The sequence below is a fragment of the Streptomyces sp. NPDC044033 genome (assembly GCF_056434425.1).
In genome coordinates, this window is record NZ_JBWKFF010000001.1 from 1 (window position 1) to 13,865 (window position 13,865).

10 protein-coding genes and 1 pseudogene are annotated in these 13,865 nt (G+C 68.9%); 10 read left to right on the forward strand and 1 reads right to left on the reverse strand.

Going from position 1 to position 13,865, the window contains the following annotated elements:
- Together AC07AB_RS00005 and AC07AB_RS00010 are read left to right on the forward strand one after the other, a co-directional pair.
- Positions 1–936, forward strand: a 936-nt coding sequence (locus AC07AB_RS00005; RefSeq protein ID WP_478557456.1) for a DUF6192 family protein, incomplete at its 5' end; no start/stop codon positions are given.
- 2 nt (positions 937–938) lie between these two features.
- Entirely contained in the window at positions 939–1,379 is a 441-nt protein-coding gene (locus AC07AB_RS00010; RefSeq protein ID WP_478557459.1) for a RacP protein, read from the forward strand.
- 165 nt (positions 1,380–1,544) lie between these two features.
- On the opposite strand, the gene AC07AB_RS00015 is transcribed toward AC07AB_RS00010, so the two are convergent.
- Positions 1,545–2,315, reverse strand: a complete 771-nt coding sequence (locus tag AC07AB_RS00015; protein WP_478557462.1) for a hypothetical protein — start codon at positions 2,313–2,315, stop codon at positions 1,545–1,547.
- Positions 2,316–2,695: 380 nt separating this feature from the next.
- Here AC07AB_RS00015 and AC07AB_RS00020 point away from each other — a divergent pair.
- The 8 genes and pseudogenes from AC07AB_RS00020 (at position 2,696) to AC07AB_RS00055 (ending at position 13,718) form a co-directional block, all read left to right on the forward strand.
- Positions 2,696–3,896, forward strand: a pseudogene (locus AC07AB_RS00020) (IS3 family transposase).
- A gap of 322 nt (positions 3,897–4,218) precedes the next feature.
- Complete coding sequence (locus AC07AB_RS00025; RefSeq protein ID WP_478557465.1) at positions 4,219–5,757, forward strand: helix-turn-helix transcriptional regulator; 1,539 nt, start codon at positions 4,219–4,221, stop codon at positions 5,755–5,757.
- 143 nt (positions 5,758–5,900) lie between these two features.
- Positions 5,901–6,344: a helix-turn-helix domain-containing protein gene (locus tag AC07AB_RS00030; RefSeq protein WP_478557468.1), complete on the forward strand. Its 444-nt coding sequence runs from the start codon at positions 5,901–5,903 to the stop codon at positions 6,342–6,344.
- 952 nt (positions 6,345–7,296) lie between these two features.
- Positions 7,297–8,547, forward strand: a complete 1,251-nt coding sequence (gene ispH / locus AC07AB_RS00035) for a 4-hydroxy-3-methylbut-2-enyl diphosphate reductase (RefSeq protein ID WP_478557471.1) — start codon at positions 7,297–7,299, stop codon at positions 8,545–8,547.
- Positions 8,544–10,394: a 1-deoxy-D-xylulose-5-phosphate synthase gene (locus tag AC07AB_RS00040; protein WP_478557474.1), complete on the forward strand. Its 1,851-nt coding sequence runs from the start codon at positions 8,544–8,546 to the stop codon at positions 10,392–10,394. Before ispH ends, AC07AB_RS00040 begins: the two co-directional genes overlap by 4 nt.
- Positions 10,394–11,527: a flavodoxin-dependent (E)-4-hydroxy-3-methylbut-2-enyl-diphosphate synthase gene (gene ispG, locus AC07AB_RS00045; RefSeq protein ID WP_478557477.1), complete on the forward strand. Its 1,134-nt coding sequence runs from the start codon at positions 10,394–10,396 to the stop codon at positions 11,525–11,527. Before AC07AB_RS00040 ends, ispG begins: the two co-directional genes overlap by 1 nt.
- Positions 11,524–12,645 (forward strand): polyprenyl synthetase family protein, encoded by a 1,122-nt coding sequence (locus AC07AB_RS00050; RefSeq protein WP_478557480.1) that lies wholly within the window; start codon positions 11,524–11,526, stop codon positions 12,643–12,645. Before ispG ends, AC07AB_RS00050 begins: the two co-directional genes overlap by 4 nt.
- Positions 12,642–13,718, forward strand: coding sequence for a 4-hydroxy-3-methylbut-2-enyl diphosphate reductase (locus AC07AB_RS00055; protein WP_478557483.1), 1,077 nt, complete (start codon positions 12,642–12,644; stop codon positions 13,716–13,718). Before AC07AB_RS00050 ends, AC07AB_RS00055 begins: the two co-directional genes overlap by 4 nt.
- The last annotated feature ends 147 nt before the right edge of the window (positions 13,719–13,865 follow it).

Below are 13,865 nucleotides of genomic sequence, written 5' to 3' on the forward strand. Positions count from 1 at the left end.
GAACACCGGGTCACCGTCTCCGGGCCGCTCCGGAGCAACCCCACCCGCCAACACCGCCAAAATGAGGGCTTCGCCCGGGACGACTTCCACATCGAGTCAAGGGATGTCCAGACGGTCGAGGAGACCCTGGCCCGGTTCGCGGACGATGTCGGGGTGTCGACGTCCAGCGTGATGAGCTACCGCAGCACGGCTGCTCACTGGCCGCCGAAGCAGCGGGTCAAGGGGGTGTCGTTGGACATCCACCGGATTCTGAATGGGCGCCCGGACCGGTTCGAGCTGATCCGCAAGCCGCCGCTCAACGAGCACTACGGAACGCACCGGTGGACCCAGGACGCCGCGAAGCGGGAGATGGGCTGGCAAGTGTCGAATCCTCGGTCGGTGCAGGAGAAGGTGACCGCGATCCACGGCCTGGCGACCGACGACCGGGTCGCCGCCCAGATCGCCTCCGACCTGCTGCAACGCCCGGCAGTCGCCGAGAACGTGCCCACGAAGGCGCGCATCGAGGCGATCGGCGGGCTCGCCCACGACGAGCAGGTCGCCGCCGAGGCCGCCCGCAGGCTGCTGCACCGTCCCGATGTCGCCTTCAAAGCCATGGGAGACGACCGCGCCAGGCAGTCCGTCAATCATGCGCAGGTCGAGCGCGGGCGTCAGGCTCGCGAGGAGTACGAGCGGACCAGCGAACTCGCGCCTGCCCTCAGGCATTTCGAGCGGACGGCGGAGTTCTTGGACCTGGTCGGGGCCTGCCATGCGTTCGTCGCCACGACGAACCGGGTCGTTCCCGGCCTGCGCGGGCGCACCCTGAGCGACGACGAGCAGGCGGTTCTGCGCGAGAACGTCGCCCGGGTCCGCGCCGCGCTGGGGTGGATCGAGCACGCCGCCGAAACCGGCGAGGTGGACGTGGACGAGGCGCTGGCCCGGCTCCTGCGAGGCGAGTAGCCGTGCCGCGCTCCAGCAGGGAGCGCGACCGGCGCCGTTCGCCCTCCTCCGCCCGTCACGCCGATGCGATCCGTCTGGCGTTGATGGAGGTCGCACCGGCCGGGCTGAAGAAGCCCCGGCTGATGGCGGTCACCGAGCTCTCCCGCTCGCAGATCGTGCGCGGGCTCGCCGCCTACCACGAACTCGCCGGCGAGAAGGGCTGGCCGCTGCTGCTGTGGTCGTTCCAGTCCGGCTACCACTTCTGCGGGGACGCCGACGAGCTGGAGGAGTGGGAGCGGCACTGGGCCGAGGTGAAGGCCACGCAGATCAGCAGCGTGATCAACGGGATTCTGTCAGGGCATGCACGGCTCTTCCCCAAAAGCCGCTGGGTGGCCTACATCGGCGCCCAGATGAACGCCATCCAGAGCTCACTCGACATGATCGCCCACCCGCAGAACCAGTAGCCCCAAAAGAGAGGTGGACCGCCTAGGGAAGGAGGCCAGGGGCCGGCCCGGTCCACCCATCCGCTGTCGGGCACCGGTTCAGTCCTTCAGCAGACACTGGGCCTGACCTGTGCGCTGAAGTTTCCACCTCACACGCGATTTCCGTAGTTCGTCTCAGGCAGTGCTTCAGCGCGCAGACCCATGCTTCGAAGTGCACGCCGCGATCGATTGCCTCGCTGTACCGTGTCCTAGCCGAAGCCCAAGCAGGGGCTTGATCACGAAGCGCCGATCCGGCGTGCAGGGAACGGGGGCGAGTTGCCGAAGCAGCGGAACCGTAGCCAGAGGGTCGGCGATAGCGGTGAGGACCAGTTCCGCCTCTTCTGCGGTGCGAACTCCCTGATCGCCAACAAGGTTGACGACCAGAAGCCGTTCCTGGTCGGTCTTGGAGGGGGCGATCTGCAGCAGGGGAATGAGTTCGCCGGTGGATGGCAGGGTGTATTGGGTGATGCTGTGGTGGCTGGTCTCCAGCAATTCCTCGATCCGGACACCGGTGTGGCGAAGAACCTCGATCGCAGCCCAGCCCCAGAATGCCCGGTGCTCGTCCTGGGCGAAGTAGTGCCTGCGGCCTGTTGAGTCGAAGGCGCAGGCGGATCCGTAGCTTGTGAGGCGGGAAGGGCGGGCAGCTTTTGTGTAGGTATCGCCCAGGACCGTGAAGGAACCTCTGTCCGGTGCGGCACGGATCGCCTCCAGCCGGGTCCGGGCTTCCCGGAGCCGCATGCCCGGCTCCGATCGCGGCGCGGGGATCGTAGGTGTCACGACGCCCTTGCGCTGATGCCGCCAGTGCACCCGGACGGGCTTGTCAGCGAGCTGGAGCCACCGGCAGAAGTCCCTGGCCTCCGCCCTGGTCGCCTGGTTCCAGGGCATCTCCAGGGCCCACAGGAACCTTCTCTGCACCATGTCAAGCGGAACTATTCTTTAGCGGCTGGTGTGGCTTGCCTTGAAGGTGGCCATGGCCTGCTCGCCGACGCCGCGGATCTTGGCGTAGGTGGTGTTTTTGTGTTGGCGTTGCCACTTTCAGCCGACGGTCCCGGAACGGCACGCGAACAGGGCGGCTGGCGCCCTGATACGCCTAATAGGCGCTGTGGGTTGGCCGTTGGGGGTGGAGCCGGGCGGCGCCGGATGTGTCGGCGGCGATCCTTTTTCGGACCAGAGTCGCTCACTGAACGCCTGGTTGGATCAGGTCAGTGGGCATGCAGCCACCACTCGGTGACGGGGCTTGACCCCTGATCTTGGACACACGAGACACTGGATCCTGAGGATCTGAGAACGGACATCTCGTGGTCATGAAGAACTATCCGCCGGACTTCAAGGCGGACGCGGTCGCGCTGTACCGGTCGCGGCCCGAGGCGACGATCCGGCAGGTCGCCGCCGATCTGGGGATCAATCCCTAGACCCTGCGCAACTGGGTTCGGGCAGCTGGTGCGAGTCGGCCCCGGGGGCGCCGGGCGGAGGTGTCGGCGGAGCCGCCGACACCGTTGGAGGCGGAGAACGCCGCTCTGCGCAAGAAGGTCCGCGAGTTGGAGGAGGAACGAGAGATCCTGCGCAAAGCGGCGAAGTATTTCGCCGGGGAGACGCGCTGGTGAACCGCTTCCAGTTCGTCGCCGACCACCAGCGCCGCTACGGCGTGAAGCGGCTGTGCACCATTCTGGGCGTCGCCCGCTCCAGCTTCTACTACTGGAGCGCGACGGCTGCGGACCGGGCTTCCCGCCAGGCGGCCGACGTCCAGCTCGCCGCCCGGATACGAGCCGTGCACCGCGAGTCGGACGGCACCTACGGAGTCCCGAGGATCACCGCCGAGCTCCGCGAGGACGGCTGGCGCGTCAACCACAAGCGGATCGCGCGCGTGATGCGGACCATCGGCTTGGCGGCGTGCGGCTGCGTCGCAGGCACCGCACCACGATCGCGGACCCGTCCGCGGCGAAGGTCCCGGACCTGATCGGACGCGACTTCACCGCGAGTGAACCGAACACGAAGTACGTTGGTGACATCACCTATCTCCCGCTGGACAACTGGAAGTTCCTCTACCTGGCCACGGTCATCGACCTCGCCTCACGTCGCCTGGCCGGCTGGGCGATCGCGGATCACATGCGCACCGAGCTCGTCACCGACGCCCTGGCCGCCGCCGAACGCACCCGCGGCAGCCTCGCCGGGGCCGTCATGCACACCGACCACGGCGCTCAGTACACCAGCCGGACCTTCGCCGACGCCTGCCGCCAAGCCGGCGTCCGCCAGTCCATGAGCGCCGTCGGCTCCAGCGCGGACAACGCACTCGCCGAGTCCTTCAACGCGACGTTCAAACGCGAGACGCTCCAAGGCCGAAAGCACTGGTCCGGCGAGCGCGAGGCCCGCCTCGACGCGTTCCGCTGGCTGAACCGCTACAACACCAGACGCCGTCACTCCCGCCTGGGACATCGCAGCCCCCTCGCCTTCGAGACAGCGTCCCGAACACCGTCAACTACGCTGACACCAGCCGCATAATCCGTGTCCAGGATTCTGGGTCAAGGCCCCCCAGGCCCTCGTCCTCGAAGCCGTACACAACGGCACCGCCCGCTTCGGCCTCTACCCGGGTGTTCCCGTCTCCCACTGCCTCAACGACATCCGCACGCTCAGCAAACTCATCCTGTCCCGCCCCGACCACGAGCTTCTTCAGCACCTTCCCGCGGACATCACCGAAGCCTTCTTCCGGGCCCGTGAGATAGCACCCAGCACCACGCCCAACTCCTCACAGATACGCGCCGCGTCCGTTGGCCCTGCCCGAGCCGAGATCGCCGCCGCAGCGGTCACCCTCGCCACACAGGCCTTGAATATCGACGATGTTCGAGAAGCCGGGGCCACCTTGGCCTGGATCTTCACGCCCGTCCCCGGGACCCCAGCGGGGAAAGCTCTCATCCAGCGCCGTGGCGCGGCCAGCGAACTCGTTCTCGCCCTGCAGGCCGCAGCCCTCCACCGCCCAACCACCACACCAGTCCGGCCGACCCGCCCTCGTTCCGACCGGACTGCGCACCTGCCCAGCCTGCTCTGGCCGGTCTGGACGGTCTGGACGGTCTGGACGGTCGCACTGGCATCCCTGCTTCGCCACCACAGCCAGACCTTCCAGGACCTCTGCCACGGCCTGTCCGTCCATCTCGCCCTGAACGGATCCACCGACGCCATCCACGATGCCAGCCGACGACTCGGATCCTGCCTCCCGCCTGACCACGTCGCACTCCTGCTGCACCGACTCAAGAGCCACCCCGACTGGCCAGCCATCGATGCCGCGCTGACCGCCCTGGCAGATCATCTCGACCGACACGGCTCACCCATCGACTACCAGCGCCGTCGACGTCTCGACTACCGCACTCTGCTGCCGGAAGACGATTGGAAAGCGCTGAGCCGTCGCGCACACCACTTCCCCGGTGGTTCACGCAAACCGCTCACCGCCCGCCGGTGGCTCTTCGAACGCCTCAGCGGTCTGCCCGCCGAGCAAGCACCCGCTGACTATGCGCTGACCGAACCCCGTCAACGCGCCGAGCTGTCCACCTTCGCGACATTCCTCACGCCCCGGCTCCTGGCCGAACTCGACGCTCACGCAGACAAGTTCCTCAATCAGCACCACGTGACCAGCGAACCGGTGACCTGGCACCCACCGACCACACTGCTGGCCGGCCGACGGCTGCCCGGAACAGACCTCAGCCAATGCCGGGCATCCGAGATCCACCGTCTTATCCACAGCGAACGGCTCACTCCACGCACCGTCGCAAAGGAACTCGACCTCACCACCGATGCCGTCCGCTGCCTCCTTGAACTCCACCCGGTGCCGCTGAGCGTCACCCAGCAGCACTCCAGCCGTCGTGTCGCCTGGGCACTGTCCGACCGGCTTCCCCCTGAAGAACTTCGGTGCCTTCACCACCACGAGCAGCAGAGCGTCCCGGCGATCGCCAAGCAGTTCCACGTCAGCCGCAAGGCGATCGAACACCTCCTCAACGACTACGGCATTCCTCGCCGCCACCGGCAGCCTCGGAGCATCGACGCAGCCTGGCTCCGACACGAGTACGTCAACCGGAACCGGACCCTGCGGGACATCGCCGCGGAACTCGGAATCTCCACCTACCTCAACAGGCGGGCGAAAGAGATGGGTATCCCCCTCCGCCCGCGAGGCCACGGTTCCCGTCCCAAGGACCGGCTGTTCGACGCCAACCAGAAGGCCCTCGCCCAGGAGATGCTCACCTCCGGCAACTACAGCGTGCGCGAAGTCGCCAACGAACTCGGCTTCACTGCCCGCACGATCTACAGGCACATCGACAAAGAACACTGGTTAAAGGACCCAACAGGGAGAAGAACCCCTCAAAATACCCAATAGGTCCTGGTGAACGCCCCTCGCATTGGATGTGCGACATCCCACGAGTTCCCCTGAGCCCCGCTGGCCCCGTGGCCAGAGCGTTCTCCCTTGTCGGAGTGTCTTGTCGTCGACTGACGTAACTTCGGGATTCCTGAAGCGTTCTCATGTGGAACCTGCGGCTGACGGCCGCGAACAAGGGTATCTGGAAGGCAGCCGAACTCCAACGGGGCCTGGCTGGGCACGGGTTGGTGATCTCGGCCGGGAAGATGTCCGGGCTGTGGTCCGGCCAGCCGGTCTCTCTCAAACTGGAGGACCTGGACGTCATCTGCGTCGCGCTCGGCTGCGAGATCGGCGATCTGCTGATCCCCGAGCCGGACAAGGTCCGCCGGCGGTGGTCCCGCGCCGGCGGGACGGCCGGTCCCTGCCGTCGATGTGACGCGGTGAGTCCGCGCAAGGACTATCTGCCGTACTCGGCGAACGACACCGTCATCGCGTTCCTTGACCACCCGCACGCCGGCTTCCCCGGCCTGCACTCGGATGAGCTAACGAGCCCCGCACTGCCACCGCCACGGCACCGGTTCGGGCATCACTCGAAGGTGTCCAGGTAAGGAGATGTACGGGCGCTTCGAGCTGGACATGAGCAACCGCCTCGCTCTGCCCCCCGTCCACCGCGCCCAGCCGGGGCCGGTGAGCCCGAAGCTGAACCGGTGGGCGAGCAAAGCACCGAGAGGTGAGCCGAACAGTCGGCCCCGGCTCCGTCCCACGGGGGAAGGGCGGGGCCGGGACCGTTGTCGGGTCAACCTACCGGGACAGCCGCAGATTCCTGCCGCTGACGACCCGGTCGTCGTAGCGCACCAGCGCCGGTATGTAGGTCTCGGGGCCGGGCGGCCGGCGTTCTCCCAGGCGGCGAGCCAGCTGCGCATAGCCGCGAGTGACGGGGAGTCGGCCGAGCCGGCGATGAGCGCAGCCTGTTGGGCGGGATCGGTGTCGGCTCGGCACAGGGTGGCCAATTGATCCGTGGCGTCGCCCGTTGCGAGCCGGCGGTGCAGGGGTGGTGCTTCGGCGGCCTGTCGTCCAGCCGGCGCGCCCGGCTGCACCGCTCCCATCCGGAGGGGCGGTCCGCGCCCACGCCGGGTGAGGGCGCGTCCCCGCGGCCACCGTCAGGTGGTTGAGGCCGGGCGCGGGTGTTGGTGGGGGCGGGGCTGTGTCCTGAGGTCTTTTGTTCCTCTGCAGTCACGAGCGTTTTTCACAAGCGCGCAAGCGTTCAACGCGTTCACGGCTTGCCCTGCACGGGCCGGTGTCGGGCCGCGGTGGGCGGGCTAGTCGTGGAGGTGAGCCCGGTGCCGTTCCGGTTCGCCGGGCCCGTGGCGCACCCCGGACAACCGGCCGGGGCGCGCGGTGTGGAAAGGAGCCCGGCTACGCCTGTCACTTCCACGGCGCAAGCCCTGCCCCGGCGTTCGGGGCCGGACCAGGACCGAACCAGAACCGCGACCGAACCAGAGACCACCGACAAGGAGGCGGAGCGGCATGCCGCAACAACCCGTACTATCCCCGCTCGCCATGGCCGCCCCCCAGCCCGGCCTGAGCGACGACCAGGTGCTGGTCGCCAGCGAACTGCGCCGCTCCGACGGCGGGGCGGTGCCGTGCCCGGCGGCGCCCCTGCTGGCCGGGACGATCGCCCGGAGCGGTCCGGCGGTGCGCAGGGGCCGGGTGCGGCTGTTGCCCCGAGGCACCGTCGGCCCGGTCCGGGCGGCGGTGGCGGAGGTACCCGCCGGCGGCGGAAGGTGCGCGGGACTCGCCGCCGGTGCCCGGTCCTCAGCCGCGATGGCCGCCGCCCGTGCGGCCGTCGCGGCCTGGGCGGGGGCGGCCGGGCCCCGCACGGTGCTGCTGGCCGCCCCGCGGTCGTTCTGTGCGGGGGTGGAGCGGGCCATCGAGGTGGTCGAACGCCTCCTGGAGCAGCCCGGGCGGCAGGGGCGTCCGCTGTTCGTGCGCAAGCAGATCGTGCACAACATCCATGTCGTACGCGGTCTGGAGCGGCGCGGGGCGGTGTTCGTCGAGGAGTTGGACGAGGTGCCCGAGGGGGCGACGGTGGTCTTCTCCGCGCACGGCGTCTCCCCGGCCGTACGGGAGGAGGCCAAGGGGCGTGGCCTGGAGGTCGTCGACGCCACCTGCCCGCTGGTGACCAAGGTGCACGCCGAGGCCCGCCGGTTCTCGGCGCGCGGGGACACCGTCGTCCTGATCGGGCACGCCGGGCACGAGGAGGTCGAGGGCACCCTCGGCGAGTCTCCGGGGCACAGCGTTCTGATCCAAGCACCGGAAGACGTCGGCCACTTGGAGGTGCCCGACCCGGACCGGGTCACCTACCTCACCCAGACCACCCTGGCCGTGGACGAGACCACCGAGGTCATCGACGCGCTGCGAGCCCGCTTCCCGCGCCTGAAGGAACCACCGTCACACGACATCTGCTACGCCACCACCAACCGCCAGAACTCCCTGGAGGCCATTGTCCCCGGCGCCGGTCTGGTGCTGGTCGTCGGCTCGGCCAACTCCTCCAACTCACTGCGCCTGGTGGAACGCACCCAGCGCGCCGGCACCGCGGCCCACCTCATCGACGATGCCACCGAGATCCGCCCCGACTGGCTCGCCGGCGTCGCCACGGTGGCGCTGACCGCCGGCGCCTCGGCCCCGCAGCTCCTGGTGGACGAGGTCATCTCCGCCCTGTCGGGCCTGGGACCGGTCACCGTTCAGGAGCACTCCACCACCGCCGAAACGGTGCGGTTCGCCCCGCCGAAGGAAGTGCGTACCCCATGAGCACCCAGACTCCGACCCTGCTGGACACCGTCACCTCGCCGGACGAGCTGCGGTCCCTGCCGCCCGGTCAACTGCCGCGCCTGGCAGAGGAGATCCGTACCTTCCTGGTCGAGAAGGTCTGCGCGAGCGGCGGGCACCTGGGACCCAACCTCGGCGTGGTGGAGCTGACCCTGGCCCTGCACCGGGTCTTCGACTCCCCGCGCGACGCGATCGTCTTCGACGTCGGCCACCAGGCCTACGTACACAAGCTCCTGACCGGGCGACAGGGGGACTTCGACCACCTGCGCCAGGCCGGCGGGCTCTCCGGCTACCCCTGCCGTGAGGAATCCCCGCACGACTGGGTGGAGAACTCCCACGCCTCCGTCGCCCTGTCCTGGGCCGACGGCCTGGCCAAGGCCCGCGCCCTGGCGCACCACAGCGACCGGGCCGTGGTGGCGGTCGTCGGCGACGGCGCGCTAACCGGCGGCATGGCCTGGGAGGCCCTGAACAACATCGGCGGCGCCCCCGAACGCCCGGTGATCCTCGTCCTGAACGACAACGGCCGCTCCTACGCCCCCACCACCGGCGCACTCGCCGGCCACCTCGACGCCCTCAAGCACGACGGCAACGGCGCCGGTCCCGCACCGCGCCCCAACCTGTTCACAGACCTGGGCTTCGCCTATCTCGGTCCCGTCGACGGCCATGACACCGGCGCCGTGGAATGCGCCCTGCGACAGGCCCGCGCACTGCACCGGCCCGTGGTCGTGCACGCGCTGACCACCAAGGGCCGGGGGTACGCGCCGGCGGAGGCCGATCCGGCGGACTGCCTGCACGCCGTCGGCACCCTCGACCCCGCCACCGCCCGGCCCCCCGCCGCCACCGGTCCCAGCGCCCCTTCATGGACCAGCGTCTTCAGCCGCGCCCTGGTGGAACTGGCAGAGGAGCGTGCGGATGTCGTCGCCGTCACCGCCTCTATGCTGCGCCCCACCGGCCTCAATCCCATGGCGACGAAGTTTCCTGAGCGGGTCTTCGACGTCGGCATCGCCGAGCAGCACGCCGTCACCTCCGCGGCGGGGATGGCCATGGCCGGCTACCACCCCGTCGTCGCCCTGTACGCCACCTTCCTCAACCGCGCCTTCGACCAGGTGCTGATGGACGTGGCCCTGCACGGCCTGCCCGTCACCTTCGTCCTGGACCGGGCCGGCGTCACCGGCCCCGACGGACCGAGTCACCACGGCATGTGGGACCTGACCGTGCTGGCCGCCGTGCCCGGCCTGCGCATCGCCGCCCCCCGCGACGCCGCCCAACTGCGCCTGCTTCTCACCGAGGCCCTCGACACCGACGACGGCCCCACCGCACTGCGCCTGCCCAAAGCCTCCGCCGGAGCGGACATCCCGGCCCAGGCCCACATGAACGGCATCGACATCCTCCACCGCAGCGTCTCCCGCTCCCTGGACCTGCTCCTGGTCGCCACCGGGCCGCTGGCCAGGCCGGCTCTGGAGGCGGCCGGGGAATTGGAGAACCGCGGCATCGGCGTCACCGTCGTCGACCCCCGCTGGCTGATCCCGGTCAACCCCGCACTGGAATGGTTCGCCGCGCGTCACCAGATGGTGGCCACGGTGGAGGACAGCACCCGCACCGGCGGCACCGGTACCGCCATCGCCCAGGCCTGCCGCGACGCCGGCATCAACACCCCTGTGGCCAACCTCGGCCTGCCCCACGCCTTCCTCCCCCAGGGCCCCCGCGGCAGCCTGCTGACAGAGGCCAGCCTCGACGGCCCGGGCATCGCCGACTCCGCGCTGCGCCACCTCGACCGGGTGGCCGGCGACCGCCGCCCCCTGCTTCGGACCCCTCTGAGGACCATGTGATGACCGCCATCGACCTCGGCCTGCCCCCGATCCCCGCCAAGACCCCGGTGCGCCGCCGCACACGGCAAATCCATGTCGGCGATGTCCCCGTCGGCGGCGGCGCACCGGTCACCGTCCAGACCATGACCACCACCAACACCGCCGACATCGACGCGACGTTGCAGCAGATCGCCGAGGTCACCGCCGCCGGCTGTGACATCGTCCGCGTCGCCGTCCCCTCCCGGGACGACGCCGACGCCCTGCCCGCCATCGCCGCCAAGTCCCCGATCCCCGTGGTCGCCGACATCCACTTCCAGCCCCGCTACGTCTTCGCCGCCATCGACGCGGGCTGCGCCGCCGTCCGCGTCAACCCCGGCAACATCAAGAAATTCGACGACCGCGTCGCCGACATCGCCGAGGCCGCCACGGCAGCCCAGGTGCCCATCCGCATCGGCGTGAACGCCGGCTCCCTCGACCCGCGCCTGCTGGCCAAGCACGGATCCGCCACCCCCGAGGCGCTGGTCGAATCCGCGCTGTGGGAATGCTCCCTGTTCGAGGAACACGGCTTCACCGACCTCAAGATCGCCGTCAAACACCACGCCCCCTTGACGATGATCGCCGCCAACCGACTGCTCGCCGAACAATGCGACTACCCCCTCCACCTCGGCGTCACCGAAGCCGGCCCCGCCTTCCAGGGCGCCATCAAGTCCGCCGTCGCCTTCGGCATCCTCCTGAACGAGGGCATCGGCGACACCATCCGCGTCTCCCTCTCCGCCGGCCCTGTCGAGCAGGTGAAGGCCGGCTGCCACATCCTGGCCTCGCTCGGCCTGCGCCCACGGAAGCTGGAGATCGTCTCCTGCCCCGGCTGCGGCCGCCTCCAAGTCGACATCCACCGCCTCGCGAGCCAGGTCGAGGCCGCCTTCAACGGCTTCCCCCACCCCCTGCGCATCGCCGTCATGGGTTGTGTGGTCAACGGCCCGGGTGAAGCCCGCGAAGCCGACCTTGGCGTCTCCTGCGGCAACGGTAAAGGCCAGATCTTCCGCCGGGGCGAAGTCCTGCGCACCGTCCCCGAATCACAGATCGTCGACGCCCTCCTCGAAGAGGCCCTCGCTCTCACCCATACCGTCTACCAGGAGGCAGGCGATGAATCATGACCACGTCCACCGGCACCCATGCGGTCCCACCGCAGTCCCGCAACAACCCTGTCGATCCACAGGCCATTGAGGTACACCATCGCATCGCACAGATCCTGGACGACTTCGTCCAGCGCAAGACCACAGCCGCCGAATCCAGCGGGCTGCCCTCCGAGATCCCCCGCACGCTCGGAGACTTCCTACACGCCGGGGGCAAGCGCATCCGCCCCATGCTGTGTGTCCTCGGCTGGCAGGCCGTGGGCGGCACGGGAGGTGCCGACCAGGCCGTCCAGATCGGGGCGGCACTGGAGATGTTCCATGCGTTCTGCCTGATCCACGACGATGTGATGGACCGTTCCGACACTCGACGCGGCCGACCCACCGTGCACCGCTCCTTCACGAGCCGTCACCGCCGAGGCCGTACCCCCCAAGCCGCCCACCAATTGGGGGACTGCTCCGCGGTGTTGATCGGAGACCTGGCTCTCGTCTGGTCCGACGAACTCCTCCACAGTCACACCGCGGCGCTCACCGCTGATCAACGCGAGCGTGTGCTCCCGCTGATCGATGTCATGCGCACGGAAGTCATGTACGGCCAGTACCTCGACCTGGTCGCCACAGGCCACCCCACCACTGACATCGCCCGTACCCTGCATATCAGCCGCTACAAAACGGCCAAATACACTATCGAGCGCCCTCTGCAGATCGGTGCCGCCCTAGCAGGCGCCGACCAGCCTCTACTCGACCAACTAAGCGCGTTTGCCACCCCCTTGGGGGAAGCCTTCCAACTGCGCGACGACCTCCTTGGTGTCTTCGGCCGCCAGGAGGAAACCGGCAAACCGGCGCTCGACGATCTGCGTGAGGGCAAGCACACCATCCTCATCTCCCAGGCCCTGCGGGCAGCCGACACAGCCCAGACACGCCTGCTGAACACTCTATACGGCAACCCCCGTCTCGACGAGGACGCGGCCACGGCCCTCCGCACAGTGCTGCGGGCTACGGGTGCGGATCAGATCGTGGAATGCATGATCACCGAACTCTTCGACCAGGCCATCAAAGCGCTCCACGAGGCCCCGTTGCCTTCCCCCGTGCGCAGAACGCTCGTGGAACTGGCCGGACGTACCGTATGGAGGACCGCGTGAGTACCACCGAGCAGCCCCCCGCACCAACCACCAACCAGGCATACAGGCGGGCGCTACCGGCCCGTCCTCGCGGGTGGTGCGCCGGCGCGGACCGTGCCGTGACCGCCGTCGAGAAGGCCCTGGAGCAGTACGGGGCCCCGATCTATGGCCGCCACGAGATAGTCCACAACAAGTACGTCGTACAGACCCTGGAGCGGAAAGGCGCGATCTTCGTCGAGCAGACCGAAGAGGTCCTAGAGGGCTCCATCGTCATGTCCTCCGCGCATGGCGTCACCCCGACCGTCCACGCGGAGGCCGCCGAGCGGAACCTCGCCACGATCGACGCGACCTGCCCCCTGGTGACCAACGTCCACAAGGAAGCGATCCGGTACGCGAACGAAGACTACGACGTCCTCCCGATCGGCCCCAGGGGCCATGAGGAAGCCATCGGCACCTCCGGCGAGACCCCCGATCACATCACGCCGGTCGACGGCCCCGAGGCCATCGCCAATGTCGAGGTCCGCGACGAGTCCAAGGTCGTCTGGCTCTCCCAGACCACCCTCTCCGTCGACGAGACGACAGAGACGGTCGACGCCCTGAAGCCCCATTTCCCCAACCTCCTCTCCCCGCCCAGCGACGACATCTGCTACGCCACGCAGAACCGCCAGACCGCGGTCAAGAAGCTCGCCGAGGACGCCCAGCTGGTCATCGTCGTCGGCTCCCGTAACTCCTCGAACTCCAAGCGCATGGCCGAGGCCGCCCTCGGTGCCGGCGCGGACGCCGCCTACCCGGCCGACTTCGCCCAGGAGATCGACGAGACCTGGCTGGAGGGCGCTTCCACCATCGGCGTCTCCGTCCCGGACGTCCTGGTCGAGGAGGTCCTGGCCTCGCTCTCCGAGAAGGGCTGCGGCGACGTGGAGATCGTCAAAACCGCCGACGAGTCAATCGCCGTCTCGCTGCCCAAGGAGTCCCGGAGCACTGGAGGAGGGAAATCAACGCCGGGACCCGTGCCGGAGCCTCGCTGCTCGCAGCCAAGCACGCCTGCATCAGGCGCTGCTGACCGATCCACCCCGGCAAGCCGACACGGGTACTGAAGACCCACGGAACGAAGTGAACACCGTACAGGCCCCGCAAGGGCCTAGACGGTTCCCAGCAGACAAGACAGGTCAGACATGGGAGTGCGAATGAAGACTCACGGAAGTACCGGGTCCCACGCAGAGGCATCGCCTAACCCCGCCCCA

What these genes read in the sequence shown, in the direction of transcription:
- AC07AB_RS00015 (WP_478557462.1), bottom strand. Translation starts at nt 2,315, where the DNA reads ATGGTGCAGAGAAGGTTCCTGTGGGCCCTGGAGATGCCCTGGAACCAG.
- AC07AB_RS00030 (WP_478557468.1), top strand. Translation starts at nt 5,901, where the DNA reads ATGTGGAACCTGCGGCTGACGGCCGCGAACAAGGGTATCTGGAAGGCA.
- ispH (WP_478557471.1), top strand. Translation starts at nt 7,297, where the DNA reads ATGGCCGCCCCCCAGCCCGGCCTGAGCGACGACCAGGTGCTGGTCGCC.
- AC07AB_RS00040 (WP_478557474.1), top strand. Translation starts at nt 8,544, where the DNA reads ATGAGCACCCAGACTCCGACCCTGCTGGACACCGTCACCTCGCCGGAC.
- ispG (WP_478557477.1), top strand. Translation starts at nt 10,394, where the DNA reads ATGACCGCCATCGACCTCGGCCTGCCCCCGATCCCCGCCAAGACCCCG.
- AC07AB_RS00050 (WP_478557480.1), top strand. Translation starts at nt 11,524, where the DNA reads ATGACCACGTCCACCGGCACCCATGCGGTCCCACCGCAGTCCCGCAAC.